The sequence below is a fragment of the Micromonospora sp. WMMD1155 genome (assembly GCF_029581275.1).
Taxonomy (GTDB): Bacteria; Actinomycetota; Actinomycetes; order Mycobacteriales; family Micromonosporaceae; genus Micromonospora.
The window spans coordinates 5,088,390-5,108,295 of the sequence record NZ_CP120742.1; the positions used below are offsets into that span (position 1 = coordinate 5,088,390).

Sequence of the window (19,906 nt, forward strand, 5' to 3'; positions counted from 1 at the left end):
CGCGGACACCAGCGTCGGGCAGAGGCACTACCGGATGAGGTGGTAGTGCTGCGGCCGCGCCGGCTCAGGTGGATCAGCCTCGCCGCCGCCGCCGTGATCCTCGCGATCAACGCGTTCGCGGGACTGACGCTCAGCGGCACGACCTCCAACGGCGGGACCCTGTTCCCGGCCGACAGGTGGGCGGTGGCCGGCACGGGTGTGTTCTTCGCCGCGCTGGCCCTGGTGCCGTGGCGGCTGCGGGTGGAGGTGGACGCCGAATATGTCCGGGTGCGCAATCTGCTCGGTGACCACACCGTCGCCTGGGCCCTGGTGGACCGGGTGCGTTTCGACCGCAGGGCACTGTGGGCGTCACTGGAGCTGACCAACGGCGAGCCACTGCCCCTGTTCGCGGTGCAGGTCATCGACGGCGACGAGGCGGTGACAGCGGTGCGACGCCTGCGCCAACTTCACGCAGCCGGCCGCGCCCAAAGTGGCGGGCCCGACCCCGACTCGATAGGTCAAACGCCACCAGCACCGAAGTGACCTGGCCCGGTGCCGCGACCCCCCAGCCCGGGTCCGGTCCGGTTGGTCGGAGCGCCGGCTCACCAGCGGCCCGACCGGAAGCGCGGCCAGGAACACCGCACGTTTGCAGCTATTGCAATGTCCGCATATGTTGGCGCGCGGACAAGAATCGGGAAGGGACGGGGCGATGGGCGCGGGACACGACCACGGCCAGCAGGTGATGCGGGCGGGCGAAAAGCACAAAGGGCGGCTCTGGGCCGCGTTCGCCCTGCTGCTGGCTTTCATGCTGATCGAGGCGGTCGCGGCATGGCTGACCGGTTCCCTGGCGCTGCTCTCCGACGCCGGGCACATGTTCACCGACGTGCTCGGCATCGGTATGGCCCTGGCCGCGATCACCGCGGCGAGCCGGGCCTCCCGCGACGGGCAGCGCACCTTCGGGTTGTACCGGACCGAGGTCCTCGCCGCCCTGGCCAACGCGGTGCTGCTGTTCGGGGTCGCGATCTACGTCCTCATCGAGGCGGTCCGCCGCTTCGCCCAACCGCCACAGGTCCTCGCCGGGCCGATGCTGGCGGTGGCCGTCGCCGGCCTGCTCGCCAACATCGTGGCGTTCCTCTTGCTGCGCTCCGGTTCCCAGGAGAGCCTGAACGTGCGCGGCGCCTACCTGGAAGTCCTCGGAGACCTGTTCACCTCGGTCGGTGTGATCGTCGCCGCAGCCGTGATCGCGCTCACCGACTGGTGGTACGCCGACCCGATCATCGCCGTGGCGGTGGGCCTGTTCATCCTCCCGCGGACCTACACGCTCGGCCGGGCCGCCGTACGGGTGCTCGTGCAGGCCGCTCCGCCGCACCTGGACGTCGTCGCCGTGCGCGAGGCGCTGCGCGCGGTCGACGGGGTTGCCGACGTGCACGACCTGCACGTGTGGACGTTGACCTCCGGGATGGATGTCGCCTCAGCCCATCTGATCCTTAAGCGCGGCGCCGGCTTGGCCGAGGTGCTGTCCGGCTCCCGCAAGCTGCTGCACGACCGCTTCTCCATCGCACACGCCACCCTTCAGGCCGAGCCAGCCGGAGCCGACGGCGTCTGCGACGGCAGCGAATGGTGACATTTCATGAGGAACTATCCGGCAGGTGGCGACGACTACCTGACGAACTATCGGCAATCCAGGGAGTTTCGGTGAATCGCCCACAACCTTTCGGAGCTCTCGGCCGCTTCGGGGTGGCGCTGTGTGCCACGATCGCAGTCCTGCTGGTGCCCGCCGCACCGGCGTGGGCGCATAACGCGCTGCGGGAATCCAGCCCAACGCGAGACGCCCAGGTCGCATCAGCGCCCGAACGCGTGAACCTGGCCTTCGCCGAACGCCTCGACCCGCAGTTCACCACGATCGCAGTCACCAACGCTGACAAGCAGCCGGTGACCGCCGGTAAGCCAACAGTGTCCGGGGTTCGCGCCACGCAGCCACTGGCCTCGGGCTTGGCCGCGGGCACATATACGGTGGCGTACCGGGTGGTTTCCGTCGACGGGCACCCGGTGCAGGGCTCGTACACCTTCACCGTTACCACGTCGTCGGTCACCAGCCCTTCGGTTGCCGCCTCCGCCGGGCCGCAGGCCCCCACCCCGGACTCCGCCCCGCCGGCGGCCGTACCGTCGCCCGCTGCCGGCACCGCCAGCGACGATGACGGCAGCGGCCTGGGTATCGGAGTCGTCGTGGCGCTGCTGGCCGCGCTCGCGGCCGGGCTGGGGCTGCTGGTGTGGCGGCGACGGGTAGGGCGGCGATGAACCTCGCAGCTGTCCTACGCCGGCCGGTCCTGGTACCGGTTGGGGGAGTGCTCGTCGCTGCCGGATTCGGCGCGGCGCTGTTGCGCTGGGGTGGCGGCGCGGTCGCTCAGACCGCGCCAGGGCTGCCCGACCCCGGCGCCACCACCGCCTGGTTGCTGCCGACGGCGCGTCTCGGGATGCAGGTCGGCGCGGTCACCACGGTCGGGTTGCTGCTCGCCGTCCTACTGCTGTCCCCTCAAGAGGACGGCGGGAGCCTGTCCGCGCTGGGCTACCGGCGGCTGCGCGCTGCGGCGATCAGCGCCGGCCTGTGGTCGGTCGCGGCGGCGGTGGCGCTCTGCTACACCCTGGTTGACCTGTTCGGCCTGCCCGCGTCCCAGGTCCTCTCGGTCCGCGCGGTGCTCAACTTCGCGACCACCGTGCCGCTGGGCCAAGCATTGGCGCTTAGCGGCACACTGTCCCTGGTCGTGATGATCATTGCGGTCAGGAGCCTACGACCCAGTGGCGCGGTGGTAGCTCTACCGCTGGCCCTCGCGGCGGTCATCCCACCGGTGTTCACCGGCCACGCCGCTTCGGCGAGCAACCACCAGCTCGCGGTGTCCGGGCTGCTGCTGCACGTGCTGTCGGTGACCGTGTGGGCCGGTGGCCTGTTCGCCCTCGCCATCACCGCCCGCGGCGCGACCGCCGACCTCGCCGTCGCGGTCCGCCGGTTCTCCCCGCTGGCGCTGGCCTGCCTGGTCGCCGTCGGTGCCTCCGGGCTGCTGTCGGCCTCGGTTCGCCTCACCGCCCTGACCGACCTTGTCGACACCCGTTACGGGCAGCTCCTGCTGGTCAAGACCGCCGCGCTGGCCGCCATCGCGGTCGCGGGCCTGGTGCACCGCCGCCGCGCGATCCCCGCGCTGAACGCCGGGCGGCGGCTGCCGTTCCTGCGGGTCGCTGGTGTGGAGACGCTGCTGTTCGCCGCCGCCGTCGGCACTGCCGTCGCGCTGTCGCGCACCCCCACTCCCGTGGGCGGCGGTGAGGAAGACCCGGTCACCAGCCTCCTAGGCTTCCCGATGCCAGCACCGATGACCATCGGCACGCTGGCGAGCGCGTGGCTGCCGGAGCCGCTGATCATCGCTGCCGCAGTGCTCGCCGCCGGACTGTATGTGGCTGGGGTTTGGCGGCTGCACCGCCGCGGTGACACCTGGCCGGTAGCCCGCACTGTGACCTGGCTGGCCGGCTGCGCCGTGATCGTCGTGGCCACCTCCAGCGGGCTGGCCCGCTACGGCCCGGTGCTGTTCTCCATCCACATGGCCCAGCACCTGCTGTTGATGATGGTGGCGCCGATCCTGCTCGTGCTCGCCGGACCGCTCACGCTCGCCCTGCGGGCCCTGCCCCCGTCGACGGACCCACGCTGGCCGGGACCCCGCGAGTGGCTGCAGAGCGCCCTGCACTCGCGGATCTCCCGGGCGGTGACCCACCCGGTGGTGGCGCTGACCCTCTACGTCGTCAGCCTGTACGTGCTGTACTTCACCGGCCTGTACGAGCTGGCGGTGCGCTCGCACGCCGCGCACCTGGCCATGGTCGGACACTTCCTCGTCGTCGGGTATCTGTTCTTCTGGGTGGTCATCGGGATCGACCCGGCCCCGCGCCGCGTCCCGCACCCACTGAAACTGGTGCTGGTGCTGATCAGCATGGTGCTGCACGCGTTCCTCGGCGTCGCGCTCATGCAGTCCACCACCCTGCTGGCCGCTGACTGGTGGACAGCGCTGGCCCGGCCGTGGGGGCCCACCCCCTTAGCGGATCAGCGCACCGCCGGGGGTATCGCCTGGTCCTTCGGTGAGCTACCCACGATCATCGTCATGGGCGCACTGGTGCGGCAGTGGATCCGTGCCGACGAGCGCGAAGCCCGCCGCCGTGACCGCGCCGCCGACCGCGCGGAGGCGGAGGGGCGTGAGGACGGTGAACTGGCCGCCTACAACCGCATGCTGGCCGACCTTGCCGAACGCGACCGCCAAGTCCGCGGGTAACCACGTGCAACTGGCTAGGAGGCGATCGCCGCGGTGAAGCAGGTTCGGTCACCGCGGGAACTGGCGGACGCGCGCAAGCGACTACCAGCAAACAGCACCCAGAAACCATCGAAGATCAGCTCGAGCAACCGAAGGACGAGGACAGTCATGAGGCGTCGGTACTTCGCTCTCGCAGTCACGATGCTCGCCGGAGCCGCTTGCGCGGTGGCCATCGGCACGCCGGCTTCCGCGCACACCGGCGTCAAGGTCAGCCCGGCCCGAGCAGGCGCGAGCAACGCCGTCGTGACGGTCAACGCCGAGGCCGAATCCGACGACGCCGGCGTCAAATCGGTGCAGGTGTTTCTGCCCGACGGCATCACCGCCCCGGACGTCACTCTGCTCAAAGCCCCCAAGGGGTGGAAGTTGAGCAGCAAGGCGGCCGACAGCTACACCGTCGGCGGACCGGCCGTGCCCGTCGGTACGGACGCCGAGCACCAGGTGCGGGTACGGCAACTGCCGAACGCCCCGCAGGTGTCGTTCAAGGTCCTGCAGACCTACAGCGACGGTCGCGTCGACAGGTGGATCGAGGTCCCCAGTGCCGGGAATCCCGAACCCGCCAACCCCGCGCCCACCGTCAAGCTCGCCGCCGCGGCGCCGCCGGCCAGCGCGGCGCCCACCACGGCCTCTGCCACCCCGAGCGCGGCGCCCAGTAGCGCCGCCACCGACGCCCCCGCCACCGACGCCCCCGCCACCGACGCCGCCGTCACCGCGTTCCCTGCGGCCAGCGACGAGCCGGCCGCGGGCAATGGTGGGCTCTGGATAGGTGCCGGGGTTCTGCTGGCAGTCCTCGCCGCCGTAGGCGGCGCGCTCTACGTCCGGCAGCGCCGCCGCCAGCTGTGACAGACGCACCCTCGCACCAGCTCCCAGGCGTCGTCGAGGTCATCGGTCTGCGGGCGCCGATCGGTGCCCGGGTCACACCGGAAGGCGGAGCCGCCAGCGTCGGCATCGGCCGCAACGCCCGCACCGGCCTCGAACACGGCGGCTAGGATCTCCCACGATGACACGGTGGGAGTCACCAACGACGCGGCGAGCCGCCCGGCTCAGTCGGCGGCTCTGCCTGCTCGTGGTCGTCCTCGTCGGGCTTGTCCTCGCCCATCCCAGCACGGACATCTCCGATACCGCGGGCCACGCGCCGTCCGTGACGGCCGGCGGCGCGAGTGCCGCCCACGACGGCCGTGACTGTCCTGCGGAGCGTCGCGGTCATGCCGAGCAGGCGTGCCCGGCCCTGTCGTCGAGCACCGCGCCGGTAACGGTCACCGTCATGCCGTCGGTCGCACCGGTGACCTTCCGCCTCACCCCGACCCCCGCCCCCCGGGTCGGTACCCCCCAGGTGGGCACCTACCTGTGTCCCCGCCTGGCGCAGCTCGCCCTCTGGCGAACGTAGACCGCCCGACACCGGCGACACGCCCACGGTCACACGGCTGAGCCCGTCGCACCGGATCGGCGACGGGAAGCCGCGCGCCGCGCGCCGATCTACACGTCTGGACCCCGCGTCATTGGGTCCTAGTCGCCCCCGGCAAACCTGGTTCGGACCCGTGAATGGTGCAGGCACGTACCCCGGTCCCACCACGACAGCAGCGTCGTCTCCGGGTCGCTCGTGCCGGAGCACCTCGCCGCACCCAGCCGTATCCCCCACAGCCGTTGCATTCCCACCGGCAAGCCTGGCTTCCTGCCAGCGGCTCCGGCCGCGACGCCGCCAACCGACGACCTCTCACACCTCGGCTACCGCCCCCTTCGTACCCCACGACACCTTCGGAGAGACACCGCGATGAAACGCTCAAAGTCCTCAAAGTCCTCAAAGTCCTCAAAGTCCTCAAAGTCCTCAGCCCGCACCCGCCGCCCAAAGGTTCTCCCGGTCCACCCCGGCCGGCCCTGGGGGGCGATCGCCGTCGTGACGGCTGTCAGCGTCCTGGTCGTGTCCATCATCGGCTACGCCGCAATCAGCACCTGGCAAGGCACCCGACCGTGGGCCGACCGCCTGACCGCCCTAGCTGGCGTCACGGACTACGCCTCGCAGAAGCCGGCATGGTTGACCAGCGAACACAAGAGCGGGCCACTGACCTACGAGGTGACTCCCTCGGTCGGCGGCAGCCACAACACCGCCTGGCAGAACTGCACCGGCGACGTCTACGACGCGCCGATCGCCGCCGAGCACGCCACCCACAGCATGGAACACGGCGCGGTGTGGATCACCTACCGGCCCGACCTCCCCGCCGAGCAGGTGCAGCGCCTGGCCGAGCGAGTCCGCGGCGTCGACTACATGATGCTCAGCCCTCACGACGCGCTCGACGCGCCGATCTCGCTGCAGGCGTGGGGTTACCGCCTCACCGTCCCCTCCGCCGATGACGAGCAGATCGACGAGTTCATCCGGTCCGCCCGGCTCAACGCCGGACCGGAGCAGGGCGCGACCTGCTCCGGTGGGATCACCGCCACCGGCACGACGCCCCGCGAACTGCCCCAGCAGGGTCAGCCGGGCCAGCAGGGCCAGCCGGGCCAGCAGGAGCAGCGATGAGCGACCCTCAGGCGCCCCCGTCACCGCAGCCGGATCCACCACGACGCTGGTGGCCGCTCGCCGGCGCGGCCCTTGTCGTGTTCGCTCTGGGACTGGCGGTGGGGCTGCTCGCCCCCGCCCTGAGAACACCAGACGATGCGTCTGCCGACGCCGGGTTCGCCCGAGACATGGCGACGCACCACGCGCAGGCGGTGGAGATGGCGATGATCGTGCACGCCCGTACCGATGATCCCGAGGTTGCGACCCTCGCCATGGATATCGCCCTGACCCAGCAGGCGCAGATCGGCATCATGCGGACCTGGCTGACCCAGTGGGGTCTACCACCGACGGGCAGTCAACCGGCCATGACCTGGATGCGCGACATGGCCAGCATGGACCACGGGGACGGGCAGCCGGCACCGGCAGGCACGATGCCGGGCTTGGCCAGCAAGGCCGAGATCAGCCAGCTACGCGAGAGCACCGGCGGCAACCTGAACATCAGGTTCGCCGATCTGATGGTCCGCCACCACCGGGGCGGGATCACTATGGTCGACGCGATCCTGTCCGCCGAACCCCGTCCGGAGGTTCGCGACCTCGCAACACGGATGCGTGCCGGACAGCAGGCCGAGATCACCGCCCTGGAAACGCTGCGTAACCGGCTGCACGCCAGCGCCGCCAGCGATGCGCCCACCGACTGACATGCCCCCCAAAGTTGTCGCCCCGCCATCGGGAACCGCCCGACCTCACACCTCCGCTACAGACGAACGGGCGACCACCGCCACCCGGCTTCCTGATCCCAGCGGCCAACGCCTCGGGCACGTGCGCTGGTACCGCCTCGAGGCGGCCCGCTCGAACGGTCCGCGTTTGTCCGGGCCGGTCGCGCTGGTCGCAGCGGTCGCCGCGGGCTTCACCCTGTGGATTGCTTTCCCGCCGTACGGCCATTGGTGGGCTGCGCCTCTCGGCGTGGCGCTGTTGGCCGTGTCGGTGCGCCGGCAACGGGTAGCGGCGGCTGCGGGGTTGGGCGTCGCGACGGGCATGACGTTCTTCGTGCCGCTGTTGAGTTTCACCGGGTTGCAGATCGGTTGGTGGCCCTGGCTGCTGCTGGCCAGCCTGCAGGCGCTGTTCTTGGCGGCGCTGGGGTGCGCTGCCGCATACACCAGCGGGCTCGTCGACCGTCAACCGTGGGCGTGGCCATTGGTGACGGGCCTGCTGTGGACGGCGCAGGAAGCCCTTCGTTCGCGGATTCCGTTTGGAGGGTTCCCGTGGGGACGCCTGGCGTTCAGCCAGGCCGAGGCGCCGACGCTGCGCTGGGCCGCGCTCGGCGGGGCGCCGCTTGTCACGTTCGTCGTGGCCACCGCGGGCGGGCTGGTCGCGATGGCATTGTGGCGGCTGATCGTTACCTCGCGTTGGCCGGCGGGACGCGTCGCCGCGCTGGTCGGTGCCGCGAGCGTCGTGTTGCTGCTCGGCGAGGTGGTGCCGACGCCGGCCGCCAACGGACGGTCGGTGGTCGTGGCGGTGGTGCAGGGCAACGTGCCGCGGATGGGTCTGGACTTCAACGCGCAACGCCGTGCCGTGCTGGACAACCACGTCGATGCCACCCTGGATCTTGCCGACGACGTGCGGGCTGGCCGCAGACCACGGCCCAACCTGGTGGTGTGGCCGGAAAATGCCTCCGACATTGACCCGTTGACGAACGCCGACGCGGCCACCCGCATCACCGAAGCGGCGCGGACGATCGACGCCCCGATCCTGGTCGGGGCCGTCCTGCAAGGACCGCGCCCCGGCACGGTCCGCAACGCCGGGCTGGTGTGGACCGCCGCCGACGGTCCGACCGGCATCTACGTCAAGCGTCACCCGGTCCCGTTCGCGGAATATGTGCCGATGCGGAGCTTGATACGTCGGGTCACCCCGCTCGTGGATCGGGTGCGGGCTGACTTCGTCGCGGGCAGCGACCCGGGGCCGTTGGACATCGGCGGTGTACCGGTCGGTGACGTCATCTGCTTCGAGGTCGCCTACGACGCTCTCGTGCGCGACGGCGTGAGCCGGGGCGCGCAGTTGCTGGCTGTGCAGACGAACAACGCCACCTTCAACCACGCGCAGGCCAGTCAGCAACTGGCGATGGTCCGCCTGCGGGCGGTCGAACACGCCCGTCCCGCGCTGATGGCCTCCACCGTCGGCATCTCCGCGTTCGTCGAGCCCGACGGCACCGCGATCGACGCCACCGCGATGAACACCTCCGCGGTGCTGGTTCGCGAGGTCCGCCTCGCCTCTGCCCGCACTCTGGCCACCCGACTCGGCCCCGCACCGGAAGCGATCATGGTCGGCGCGGCGCTGGCCGTCCTAGCCGCCGCCTGGTACCGCCGACGGGCGGAACGGACCCACCGCAAACCGCCCGGTAGGGCGGCCTCGTGATAAGCCGCCGACTGCCGGCCCGCCTCGTGGTGCTCGACGTAGTTTCCTGACGTGGGGAACGCTGCCGAAACGGTTCACCGGAGGCGCCGCCGGCCATCGTGACGGCGGCTCATGGGCGGCGCCGTAGCTTTCAGCGCGGTCGACGACGAGGCGGCGCGGGTTCAAGCGCGCCGGGCCGCGCCGATGAGGTAGTCGCCGCGGATGCGGGTGAAGGATCGCGGGTCGACGTGGAGGCCGACCTCGTGGCAGGCGGTGGTGAATTGTCCGGCGGTGAACCGGTCGTGCGTGGGGTGGTCGAACAGGAGCCGGTAGGTGGGTCGAGCGAGGGCGTGGGCGGTGACTTCGTCGAAGTAGAAGGTGCCGCCGGGACGCAGTACGCGGGCGATCTCAACCAGCGCCGCGCGCCAGTCGGGGATGTGGTGGATGATCGCGAAGTCGAAGACTGCGTCGTAGCTGGCGTCACCGGCACCGAGTGTGGTGCGCAGGTCGGCGGCGTCGCCGCGGTGCAGGCGGACCCGATCGCCGTAGCGGGCCAGGCGCCGCCGGGCGCGGTTGATCATGGCGGGGTCGAGGTCGAGGGCGTCGACGTGCGCGGCGCCGAAGCGGTCGAGGATGAGCTGGGTGCCGTATCCGGGACCACAGCCGATTTCCAGGGTTCGGGCGCCAGCGGGCAGTGGGCCGCCGAGGTGCAGCAACCACGGTGTTTCGTACCAGCGTTGCAGCCATCGCCGTGGCGCGGAGTTGATCAGTGCTGACTCGATCCGGTTCATCAACATGCCGATCCCCATTCCACCCGTCATCGACGATGTCACCGGACTCTACCGATGAACGGCCTGGGCCGCTATCATCGCGTTGTGACGATGAAAAATGGGGGGCGGGTCTCGACCCGGCTCACCGATGACCTAGCGCCGGCGGCGGCACTGTTTCGCGGCCTGGCAGACCCGACCCGGTTGGCGATCCTGCGGCTGCTCGCTGACGGGGAACTGCGGGTGGTGGACCTGACCGGGAAACTCGGTCTGGCGCAGTCGACGGTGTCGGCGCATCTGGCCTGCCTGCGCGACTGCGGTCTGGCGACAGCACGCCCGGAAGGGCGGCAGATGTTCTACGCCCTGGCCCGACCGGAACTGCTGGACCTGCTGCGCGCTGCCGAGAAGCTGCTCGCCACCAGCGGGGAGGCCGTGGCGCTGTGCCCGACGTACGGCTGCACGACGCAGGACGGCCGATGAGCGCGCTGTCGACCGAACTGACCCCGGCCGAGACCGAACGGCTCACCCGCCGCGGGCTACGCCTGGCGCAGTTCACGGTCGCCTACAACGTCGTCGAGGGTTCCGTGGCGATCACCGTCGGGCTGCTCACCGGGCTGGTGTCGCTGGTCGGGTTCGGTCTGGACTCCGGCATCGAGTCCGCCGCGTCCGTGCTGGTGGGTTTGCGTCTGGCGGCGCGGCTGCGCCACGGTGAAGCCGACGAGGCCAAGGAGCGCCGCACGCTCAAGGCCGTCGCGGTGACGTTCTTCGTCCTGGCCGCGTACGTGGTGATCGAGGGAGTGCGCAGCCTCATCGGCGGGAAAGAGCCGGACTCCTCGATCGTCGGGCTCGTACTGCTGGCCGCGTCAGTGGTGATCATGCCGGTGCTCGCCGCGGCGAAAAAGCGGGTGGCAATGCAGCTCGGCGGGGACCAACTGATCCTGGCCGACGCCGCCGAGACGAAGATTTGCGTTCTGCTGAGCATCTCCACCCTGCTCGGGCTGGGCCTGTACGCGCTCACCGGCGCCGCGTGGTTGGACCCGGTGGCCGGGTTCGTCATCGCCGCGTTCGCCATCCACGAGGGCCGTGAGGCGTGGGAGGGCGAGCTGGTCGAGGAAAACGAGGATGACGACTGAGGCCAGCACCGGTTCGACCCGGTGTGAGTGCGGCATGTAACGGCGGCGGGTATCGCCGCCGTCATTGCCGGCTCGGACCTGTTTGTCACGGCAGTCGTTGAGGCGACGGGGTTCGGCTAGCTCCGTTGTGGCTGTTCCTGATCCACAACGCGAGGTTGGCGTTCGCCGCGGCGCCGACGGCCCCGCCTGGGTCGTCCCGACCTTCGCCCGCTGTGGTCGTGGCCGGCTCGCCGTCCGCGCTGGCCGGCCGGGGGTCAGGCTGACGGCCGTGCATGTGCCGGAATGCCCAGGGAGCATCGGAGTTAGATGCCTATCTGGCCTGGCCCGACCGTTGCCCGAAGCCAGATCATCAGGTCGGTCCACGCGCCGGTGAGCAGCGCGAGCCCAATCGCGACCAATAGCGCTCCGCCGACGCGGGTGACCCAGCGATGGTGACGGCGCACGACGCGGGTCAGTGTCAGCGCGCGGCGCAGACCGAGGCCGACGAGCAGGAACGGCAGGCCCAGGCCGAAGCAGTAGGCCAGCGCGAGGACGGTGGCCCGGGTGGTGGTGGTGGATTCCACCGCAGCGAGGCCGAGCACCGCACCGAGAGTGGGGGACACGCACGGCGTCCAGGACAGGCCGAACGTCGCGCCGAGCACCGGTGCGCTTGCTAACCCGGCTGAGGGCAGTCGGGTGGCGCGGACCTGCCGTTGCAGCAGTGGAAATGCCCCGAGGTATCCGGCGCCGAGCAGTACGGTGAGCGCGCCGGCGGCGATCTCGATGGTGCGGGCGTTGGTCACCAGGGCCCGGCCAGCGGCGTTGAAAGCCACCGCCACGGTGACGAACACGACGGCGAACCCGGCGATGAACCCGAGTGTGCCGGCCACGACGCGACCGCGGGCGCGGCGCCGGGTCGCGATGGCAACGCCGCCGGCCGTTGGGTGCGGGGCGGGCTGCGCGGCGGCGTCCAGGTCGGTGCCGGCCAGGCCGGTGACGTAGGACAGGTAGCCCGGTACCAGCGGCAGGACACACGGAGACAGGAAACTGACCAGGCCGGCCGCTGCCGCTACGGCCATTGCGGCCAGGAGGGGCCCGGACGCGGCGATGGACGCGAACTGTTCGCCCATGTCACCTGGCTCCGGGAGCCGTACCCGGCGTGGCAGCCGGTTCCACCATTTTCGGCATGCCGCCCTCCATCAGGTTCTGCTCAATGCGGAACCTGATTGTCTCATGCCACTACTACCCATCGTAGTATCGGGTCCTCTGCGGTGCCGCCGGGGAGCGAACCGACCCGGCCACGTTGCCCGCTCCACTACCCGGCCCGGGCGGGCGGTGCGTTGCAGCTGCGGCGGCAGGCGCGCATCACCCCCGCCGCCGGCGGCGGCGCGACGGACGTGCTGGCCGAGACGGCGCGCGGATTCCGCCTCGTCCGGATGCGCCGAACTCCGCCGCCTGCTTGTCAGGGCCACTCGACGCGCCGCCGCCGGACGCAGACAACGTCGACTCGGACAGGGATAAGCCGTCAGATGACGCTATCTGGCCGAATCCGCCCCATAGTTCAGGAATCCGCCGCGAGTTCGGCGCGTGCCGGTCCGCCGATCGGTGTCCCGTTCATCCAGTTTTCTGCGCACCGGGCGGGCTGCCCGGGGCGGAATGCCGGCCGGCCGGCCACGGTTATGCCACCCAATGCCCCGAGCACCCCCGCTCGGGACCCCAGGTGCGGCCGCCGGCTCCCACCGGCCCGCAGCACCCGACCCCGGACAAGAGGTGAGAACGATGACCACCATGACCCGTTGGCTGCCGGACCTCACCCAGGCTCCCCTCATCCGCAAGACTGCGCTGGCTGTCGCCGGTCTGGCCATGGCCGGTGGCGCGGTCGCCGGCCCAGCGACCGTGGCAAACGCCGCGCCGGCCTCGGCAGACAAGCCGGTCTCCGTGGCGCAGACGCGCGACAGCGGCAAGGAGTTGAACTTCACGTACGGCTTCCAGGAGACCTACTTCTACTGCGCGCCGGCCGCGACGAAGATGGCCCTGTCCGCGCTGGACAAGGACCTGAGCCAGGACGAGCTTGCGAAGAAGCTGGGCACCACCGAGGCGGGCACCAACTCCGCGGTGGAGACCACCCGGGTACTCAAGGACGTCAGCGGTAAGGACTACCGCACCGTCGAGATCCCCGGCGAGAAGGCCAGCAAGGCTGAGACCGAGCGGCTGCGCGCCGACGTCGTCCGCGCCGTGGACGACAAGCGACCCGTCGTGGCCAACATCATCGGCACCGGCGTCGACGCTGACGGCCACGCGCACTCCTACGAGGGCGGGCACTACGTCGCCGTGACCGGCTACCGCGACGGCGGGAACACCGTGAAGATCGGTGACTCGTGGTCGGAGGAGGGCCAGTATTGGATCAGCACCGACAAGCTGGCCGACTGGATCGCCTCGCGCGGCTACTCCGCCTGACGTAACAACGATTCTCGATGGGGCTGGCTCGACACGGGCTGGCCCCATCGTCGTGTCCGCTGTCAGGCCTGTCGGGACCCGATCAGGGTGGCGAAGACGATGACGTTGTCGGGGTAGCTGCCCTTTTCCTTGTCGAACGTCCCGCCGCAGGTGATGACCCGTAGGCTCGCGGTGTCCGACGGCCCGTACACCAGCGCGGTGGGGAAGGCCTCCTTCGGATAGGACTTCACCCCATCGACCCGGAAGGTCGCCTCGCTGCGGTCGGCGCGGCTCACCGTGATGGTGTCGCCGGGCAGGAGCTCACCGAGGCGGAAGAACACCCCCGGCCCGATCTTCTCTGAGTCGACGTGTCCCATGATCGCCGCGTTGCCGACCTCGCCCGGGCTGACCCCGAGCTTGTACCAGCCGGCGTCCATCGCCTGCTCCAGCGGCGGTACTTGCACGGTGCCGTCGTCGTTGACGCCGAGGGCAAGGATGTTCGCCCGCACGCCGATGCGGCTGATGGTGATCGTTGTCGGCGCGGACGCGGGTAGGCCGATCCGCGACGGCGCGCCGTCGGATTCGGACGCCGAGCCCTGTGACAGTGGCGCCGTTGCCGGGGGCGCGGCCGCAGCCGAGGGCTGCGGGGGTGGCTGTGGGGCGGGGTTATTGACGGCGGCGACGATCATCCCCGCCCCGATCAACGCCACCAGGCCGGTCACCGCCATCGAGACGGTTGCCGCAATCCGTCGTTGAGCGCGGCCCCGGGGGCGTCCGTACACCGTTCCGCGCGTTTCGCCCGTCGCCTCGTCGCCCATACCCGCACCCTAGGAATGAGAAGGTGAGCGGGTGTCGGAAAGCCTCCAAGAACCCCGAAGGAGGACAAACCCCTGGCGGCAGGGAGTGGGGGTGGAGTGGCCGGGTCGCTGTGGCACTGCCGGCAGCGTTGGCTGTGGTACGCCGACCGGTAGGTGGGCTCAGGCGACGGGAACGGTGGCGGTGACGGTTGCCTGGTCAACGTCGGTCGTGCGCGCGGTGAACTTCAGGGTCCAGTTTCCGGAGGTCGGGAAGGTGAGGGTGGCACTGGCGTGGTTCGGTTCCGGCGCATCCACCTTCACGGTGATCGGTTCGATCCCGGCGGCCGGCAGGGCGAGGGTGATCGTCCACTCGGCCGCGGGCAGCGCGCGGGCCTGCGCCGTGTAGAGGTAGGCGTGCAGAGTGCTGGGCGTGCCGATTCGGGCGGGATAGACGTCGAACTGCAGGGTGTACAGCTCGCTGGTCAGGGTCTGCGCGACGCTGTTACGCGCGACTCGTGCGGCGTTGGTGTCGGCGGTACGCCCCGGCGGGGTCTGGACCAGCATCGCACTGAGCCCCAGGACCACGGCCGTCGCCGCCAGTTCAACGCCGGCGGCGCGGGTGACCCATCTCGGACGGCTGGCCGCGACTCGTCGCCGCACCATCTGTCGCTGCCAGGCGGCCACGGCGAGGACCGCCACCAGCAATCCCGCCTTGGCGCAGAGCAGACGGCCGTAGGTCGTGCCGAGCAGCGCCGCAGGCCGGCCAAGCTCGATGGCGGCCTGAATGAGGCCGGTGACGACCAGCCAGCAGACCGCGAGAGTCGCCCACCGCGACCAGGCCGGCAGGATCCGCGCCAGGACCCGTTCGTGGGTGTGCCGCAGCAGGAACACCGTCAGGGTGAGCAGGCCACCCAGCCATACGGTCATGGCGGCCACGTGAGCGACACCCACCGCGACGCTCACCGGCGGCACCGGCGAGGCCACCGGATGCCCGGCCAGCGGCCAGGTGGCCAGCCCCATCACCCCCATCGCTGCCAGCCCCAACCGCCACCAGCGGCTCGCGCTGCCCCGCACGACGGCGGGTAACACGGCGACGGCGACGGCGACCAGCGCCAGGCGCGCCCCGAGAACAACGCCGACGTCACTTGCCGCCACCGCCCGCAGGTCACCGGAAGACAGCTCACCTGGCGACGCCCCCACCATCTCGGCGGCCTGCCCCACCCAGGTGCCGGCATCACCTGCGGCGATGAGGCCGAGCCCGACGAAGGCCAGGATCGTCGCCGCGCGGCGTGAGCGCCGACGCGGCCACATCGTCGTCAGCAGCAGCACCGGGCCGACCGCCAGTACGAGCCCCAGATAGCCGGTGTACTTCGCCGCCGCCACCAGCGCCGTCCCGGAGCGTTCCGACCCGTCTGCGGCCGGTTGCGGCGGCGTCGCCGACGGCGCCCCCGCTGAGTAGGCGAAGCTGCCGGCGATCGGGTGGCTGTCGGCGGACACCACTCGGTAGCTCACCAGGTAGGTGCCAAGCGGCTTGTCCGGCACGCGCACCGGGATCCGCATGGTCGCACCGCTGACCACCGGCTCACCAGTGTTGATCTTCCTGCCATCGGGTGCCAGGACCTGGACCCGTCCGGCGACAGGAGACACTGCCTCGGTGAAGGTCACTACCACCTCCCGCGGCGCGTAGCCGATCACCTCGTCCCGCACGGGCGTGGTGGCGACGAGGGCGGCATGGGCGGCTGCGGGACGTGGCGGGGCTAGCGCGACGCCGAGGCAGGCCAGGACCACCCCGAGTAGGACCGCGGAACGGGTACGCACAAGAGATGGTTCGGATGCGACGGCCGAAAGGTTCAACGACGCCACATCGGCCCGACAAAGCGACGATACACTGGTGGCTGTACTGACGTGCGCGGCCCATTCACCGGCACCGACGCCGTGCTCAGGAAACTGACAGCAAGTCGGTACAGCGGTGTCTGTATGGTCCGGCTCAGAGCCGCACCGCTTCGCGGCGGGCTGACGGTGTCGTTCACTCGGCGGACGAGGACGGGAAATGACGAGGAACACTCGCTTGAGCTTGGCGTTGATCGCGGTGGTGGTGCTTGTGATCGCCGGTCTACTGGCCGTCAACCGTCCCGATCAGCCGCCTGCTGCGACCACTGACACTGGCGCGATCGAGTCGACAGTGCTGGTGCGCGAGGACAGCCATCGACTGTCCACCGCAGCGGACGGCAAGGTGACTCTGGTGGAGTTCCTCGACTTCGAGTGCGAGTCCTGCGCCGCCGCGTACCCGGCGGTCAAGCAGATCCTCGCCACCTATCAGGACCGCATCACCGTCGTGGTCAGGTACTTTCCGATCCCGAGCCACCCGAACGCGGATCTGGCCGCGCGCACCGCGCAGGCCGCCGCCAACCAGGGCCGCTTCTCCGACATGTACGTCCACCTGTTCGAGAACCAGACCAGTTGGAGTCACAAGGAGCAGGCACAGACGGAGGTGTTCCTCGGGTACGCCCGTACCCTCGGCCTGGACATGGCGCGCTTCCAGCGCGATCTCGACGACCCCGCCACTGCCGCGCGGGTCACCAAGGACAAGACCGACGGCGAATCCGCCGGCGTGCAGGGCACTCCGACGTTCTTCCTCAACGGCCGGCAACTGACCGACCTGCGCGGCCAGGACGACCTCGTCGCAGCCATCGACGCCGCGCTGGCCGAATGAGCGCCACCACCGTCGAACCGACCGCCGACCCGACCTCACCCGAGCAGGGGTTTCTGTCCCGGGTCACCGCCTGGATCTGCGCCGTCGGCGGCGTTGTCGGGATGCTCGCCGCCACGATCCTCATCGTCGAGAAAATCAACCTGCTCGCCGACTCGGACTACGTGCCCAGCTGCAGCATCAACCCCATCCTGTCCTGCGGCTCGGTCATGACCACACCCCAGGCCGAGGCCTTCGGGATCCCCAACCCCCTGATCGGCATCGCGGGGTTCGCCGCGCTCACCACGATCGGCGTCGTCCTGCTGGCCGGGGTGCGACTGCCCGGCTGGTTCTGGCTGGGACTACAGGCCGGCGTGACGTTCGGCGTGGTCTTCGTGCACTGGCTGATCTACCAGAGCCTCTACGTCATCGGCGCCCTGTGCCCGTACTGCATGCTTGTTTGGGCCGTCACCATCCCGATCTTCCTGTACGTCACCCTGCGCACCCTGCGCGATCACGGCGGTGCGCTTCCCGGGCCCGTGCAGCGGATCGCCGCCGCGGCTGCCAGCTATCACAGCCTCATCCTCACCGCCTGGTACGCGATCATCCTGATCGCGATCCTCAACCGCTTCTGGGACTACTGGATCACCCTCGTCTAACCCGTCCGCTGCTTTCCGGCTTGCCGCAGGGAAGCTGCGCTGAGTCGAAGGATGCTCCCGCGCCCGCAGCACCCCGTTCAGCGGTTGTCGGTGGTGCAGCACCCGTCGTCGCAGCCGTTGGCGTCGTCGCCCGCGACGGGGGAGCGCAGGGCAGCGCCAGGAGCGCAGCAGCTGTCACCGCGCCAGGCTTCGCGGCCTTCCTTCACCGCGACCGCGGCGATAACCAGCGCGGCGGCGGGGTCGGCCCACCACCAGCCGAACAGCGAGTTGACCGCCAACCCGACCAACAACACCGCAGAGAGGTACGTACACAGCAGCGTCTGCTTGGAGTCCGCGACGGCCGAGGCCGACCCGAGTTCGCGTCCCGCGCGGCGTTGCGCGGCCGACAGGACCGGCATCACCGCCAGGGACACCGCGGCCAGGACCAGGCCGATCGTGGAGTGCTCCGCGCGGTCGGCGCCGACGAGCGCGCGCACCGACTCGACGGACACGTACGCGGCGAGGGCGAAGAACGACAGCGCGATGATCCGCAGCGCGGCGCGTTCCCGACGTTGGTGGTCGGGGCCGGAGAACTGCCAGGCCACGGCGGCGGCGGAGGCCACCTCGATGACGGAGTCGAGCCCGAACCCGATCAGCGCGGTCGAGGAGGCCATCCTCCCGGCACTGATGGCGATGACCGCCTCGATCACGTTGTAGGTGATCGTCGCGGCGACGAGCAGGCGCACCCGCCGGATCAGGGTCGAGCGGCGGCCCGGCGACGGGCCGAGCGCCACGAGCGGTAGGGGCGTTCCCATCAGCAGCACCCCTCGGACTCGGCGGCCGGGCAGGCGGCCGGATCGACGGCCAATACCAGGCCGAGCAGGTCCCCGAGGGCGTGCGCGAGGCGCGCGTCAGCCAGTTCGTAGCGGCTACGGCGGCCCTCTGGCACTGCGACGACCAGGCCGCAGCCCCGCAGGCACGCCAGATGGTTGGACAGGTTCTGCCGACTCGTGGACAGCAGGTCGGCGAGTTCTGCCGGATAGCCGGGCCCGTCGCGCAGCGCGAGCAGGAGCCGGGCGCGAACCGGGTCGGACAGGGCGTGACCGAAGCGGGCCAGAACCTGCCCATGCGTGAGCGTCTCCACTCCACGACCATACATCAGCGACTGAATAAATAAAATGCTGAACTATTTGCTCGCGAGTCTTGACGACGCCCGATCGACTCATCTTAGTATGCGCATGTGAGCATGATTCTTGGGATGATCGACAGGTGCGGCGCTGACGACACCGCGAACAGGCTGCAGGAGGATCACTGATGGGGCACGACCACGGCCATCAGGTGACGGCGACCGGGCAGCACCGCCGCGCCTTGGCCGGCGTGCTCCTAGTGTCGGTGGTGATCTTCGCCGTCGAAGTCGTCGGCGCGGTCATCACCGGCAGCCTCGCGCTACTCGCCGACGCCGGGCACGTCCTCGCTGACGCCAGCGGTGTCGCCCTCGCACTCGGCGCGGCCATGCTCGCCGCCCGCCCGGCCACCGGACGACGCACGTTCGGCTGGGCGCGCGCGGAGATCCTCGCCGCCGCCGTCAACGGCCTGATCCTGGCCGGGATGGGCGTCTACGTCTTCGTCGAAGGCGTCCGGCGGCTGTTCGAACCGGTCGACGTGCAACCCGGTGGCATGGCCGTCTTCGCCGCGATCGGTCTGGTCGGCAACCTCGTCGGGGTGGCGTTGCTCTACCGTGCCCGCGACGCGAGCCTGAACATGCGCGGCGCGTTCCTCGAGGTCGCCACCGACACCGCCACGTCCGTCGGCGTCCTCGCCGCCGCCGCGGTCATCGCGCTGACCGGCTTCACTCGCGCCGACGCGATGGTGTCCCTGCTCATCGGCCTCGTCATCGCCCCCCGCGCGCTGCGGCTGCTGCGCGACGCGGTCAACATCCTGCTCGAAGCCGCCCCCGCCGAGGCCGACCTCGAACAGATCCGCCAGCACATCACCGACGTCGACCACGTCCTTAGCGTGCACGACCTGCACGTCCACACCGTCACCTCAGGACTGCCCGTCCTCACCGCGCACGTCGTGGTCGACGACTCCTGCTTCCACGACGGCCACGCCCCCCAACTCCTCGACGCCCTGCAAACCTGCCTGGCCGGGCACTTCGACGTCGAACACAGCACCTTCCAACTCGAACCGGCCAGCCACGCCGACCACGAACACCCCACCCACCCCTAACCGAGACGCATCACCTACAGCCGACCGCCCG

General features: G+C 70.4%; 21 protein-coding genes. 15 read left to right on the plus strand and 6 right to left on the minus strand.

Annotated features, from left to right (window positions below; genetic code table 11):
* Positions 1-45: 45 nt before the first annotated feature.
* The 9 genes from O7617_RS23355 (at position 46) to lnt (ending at position 9,228) form a co-directional block, all read left to right on the plus strand.
* On the plus strand, positions 46-522 hold the full coding sequence (locus tag O7617_RS23355) for a PH domain-containing protein (RefSeq protein WP_282258145.1): 477 nt from the start codon (positions 46-48) through the stop codon (positions 520-522).
* Between the two features lie 166 nt (positions 523-688).
* A complete protein-coding gene (locus O7617_RS23360) occupies positions 689-1,603 on the plus strand; it encodes a cation diffusion facilitator family transporter (protein WP_282258147.1) in 915 nt (304 codons plus the stop codon).
* Positions 1,597-2,277, plus strand: a complete 681-nt coding sequence (locus tag O7617_RS23365) for a copper resistance CopC family protein (RefSeq protein WP_282258149.1) — start codon at positions 1,597-1,599, stop codon at positions 2,275-2,277. Before O7617_RS23360 ends, O7617_RS23365 begins: the two co-directional genes overlap by 7 nt.
* Complete coding sequence (locus tag O7617_RS23370) at positions 2,274-4,286, plus strand: cytochrome c oxidase assembly protein (protein ID WP_282258151.1); 2,013 nt, start codon at positions 2,274-2,276, stop codon at positions 4,284-4,286. Before O7617_RS23365 ends, O7617_RS23370 begins: the two co-directional genes overlap by 4 nt.
* Before the next feature lie 147 nt (positions 4,287-4,433).
* Entirely contained in the window at positions 4,434-5,165 is a 732-nt protein-coding gene (locus tag O7617_RS23375) for a DUF1775 domain-containing protein (protein WP_282258152.1), read from the plus strand.
* 157 nt (positions 5,166-5,322) lie between these two features.
* A complete protein-coding gene (locus O7617_RS23380; protein ID WP_282258153.1) occupies positions 5,323-5,709 on the plus strand; it encodes a hypothetical protein in 387 nt (128 codons plus the stop codon).
* Positions 5,710-6,216: 507 nt separating this feature from the next.
* Complete coding sequence (locus O7617_RS23385) at positions 6,217-6,837, plus strand: DUF3105 domain-containing protein (RefSeq protein ID WP_282258154.1); 621 nt, start codon at positions 6,217-6,219, stop codon at positions 6,835-6,837.
* Complete coding sequence (locus tag O7617_RS23390; protein WP_282258155.1) at positions 6,834-7,514, plus strand: DUF305 domain-containing protein; 681 nt, start codon at positions 6,834-6,836, stop codon at positions 7,512-7,514. The genes O7617_RS23385 and O7617_RS23390 overlap by 4 nt, the downstream gene beginning before the upstream one ends.
* 121 nt (positions 7,515-7,635) lie before the next feature.
* Positions 7,636-9,228: an apolipoprotein N-acyltransferase gene (gene lnt, locus O7617_RS23395; RefSeq protein ID WP_282258156.1), complete on the plus strand. Its 1,593-nt coding sequence runs from the start codon at positions 7,636-7,638 to the stop codon at positions 9,226-9,228.
* A 161-nt stretch (positions 9,229-9,389) separates the two neighbouring features.
* Here lnt and O7617_RS23400 read toward each other — a convergent pair whose 3' ends face one another.
* Positions 9,390-10,004 (minus strand): class I SAM-dependent methyltransferase, encoded by a 615-nt coding sequence (locus O7617_RS23400; RefSeq protein WP_282258157.1) that lies wholly within the window; start codon positions 10,002-10,004, stop codon positions 9,390-9,392.
* Positions 10,005-10,088: 84 nt separating this feature from the next.
* On the opposite strand from O7617_RS23400, the gene O7617_RS23405 reads away from it, so the two are divergent.
* Positions 10,089-10,454, plus strand: a complete 366-nt coding sequence (locus O7617_RS23405; RefSeq protein WP_282264847.1) for a metalloregulator ArsR/SmtB family transcription factor — start codon at positions 10,089-10,091, stop codon at positions 10,452-10,454.
* A complete protein-coding gene (locus O7617_RS23410) occupies positions 10,451-11,107 on the plus strand; it encodes a cation transporter (protein WP_282258159.1) in 657 nt (218 codons plus the stop codon). Before O7617_RS23405 ends, O7617_RS23410 begins: the two co-directional genes overlap by 4 nt.
* 302 nt (positions 11,108-11,409) lie before the next feature.
* Here the strand turns inward: O7617_RS23410 and O7617_RS23415 are convergent, their stop codons facing one another.
* Complete coding sequence (locus O7617_RS23415; RefSeq protein ID WP_282258161.1) at positions 11,410-12,216, minus strand: cytochrome c biogenesis protein CcdA; 807 nt, start codon at positions 12,214-12,216, stop codon at positions 11,410-11,412.
* A gap of 649 nt (positions 12,217-12,865) precedes the next feature.
* Here O7617_RS23415 and O7617_RS23420 point away from each other — a divergent pair.
* Entirely contained in the window at positions 12,866-13,543 is a 678-nt protein-coding gene (locus O7617_RS23420; protein WP_282258163.1) for a C39 family peptidase, read from the plus strand.
* 62 nt (positions 13,544-13,605) lie between these two features.
* Here O7617_RS23420 and O7617_RS23425 read toward each other — a convergent pair whose 3' ends face one another.
* Together O7617_RS23425 and O7617_RS23430 are read right to left on the minus strand one after the other, a co-directional pair.
* Entirely contained in the window at positions 13,606-14,250 is a 645-nt protein-coding gene (locus tag O7617_RS23425) for a class F sortase (protein WP_282258165.1), read from the minus strand.
* Between the two features lie 249 nt (positions 14,251-14,499).
* The gene (locus tag O7617_RS23430; protein WP_282258167.1) at positions 14,500-16,137 is read right to left on the minus strand and encodes a copper resistance protein CopC; all 1,638 of its coding nucleotides are present in this window, start codon (positions 16,135-16,137) and stop codon (positions 14,500-14,502) included.
* Between the two features lie 232 nt (positions 16,138-16,369).
* On the opposite strand from O7617_RS23430, the gene O7617_RS23435 reads away from it, so the two are divergent.
* Both O7617_RS23435 and O7617_RS23440 read left to right on the plus strand, forming a co-directional pair.
* Positions 16,370-17,032 (plus strand): thioredoxin domain-containing protein, encoded by a 663-nt coding sequence (locus O7617_RS23435; RefSeq protein ID WP_282258169.1) that lies wholly within the window; start codon positions 16,370-16,372, stop codon positions 17,030-17,032.
* Entirely contained in the window at positions 17,029-17,667 is a 639-nt protein-coding gene (locus O7617_RS23440; RefSeq protein ID WP_282258171.1) for a vitamin K epoxide reductase family protein, read from the plus strand. Before O7617_RS23435 ends, O7617_RS23440 begins: the two co-directional genes overlap by 4 nt.
* Before the next feature lie 77 nt (positions 17,668-17,744).
* Here O7617_RS23440 and O7617_RS23445 read toward each other — a convergent pair whose 3' ends face one another.
* The gene (locus O7617_RS23445; protein ID WP_282258172.1) at positions 17,745-18,461 is read right to left on the minus strand and encodes a cation transporter; all 717 of its coding nucleotides are present in this window, start codon (positions 18,459-18,461) and stop codon (positions 17,745-17,747) included.
* Positions 18,461-18,805, minus strand: a complete 345-nt coding sequence (locus O7617_RS23450) for a metalloregulator ArsR/SmtB family transcription factor (protein ID WP_282258173.1) — start codon at positions 18,803-18,805, stop codon at positions 18,461-18,463. Before O7617_RS23450 ends, O7617_RS23445 begins: the two co-directional genes overlap by 1 nt.
* A gap of 155 nt (positions 18,806-18,960) precedes the next feature.
* On the opposite strand from O7617_RS23450, the gene O7617_RS23455 reads away from it, so the two are divergent.
* On the plus strand, positions 18,961-19,875 hold the full coding sequence (locus O7617_RS23455; RefSeq protein WP_282258174.1) for a cation diffusion facilitator family transporter: 915 nt from the start codon (positions 18,961-18,963) through the stop codon (positions 19,873-19,875).
* Positions 19,876-19,906: the final 31 nt, after the last annotated feature.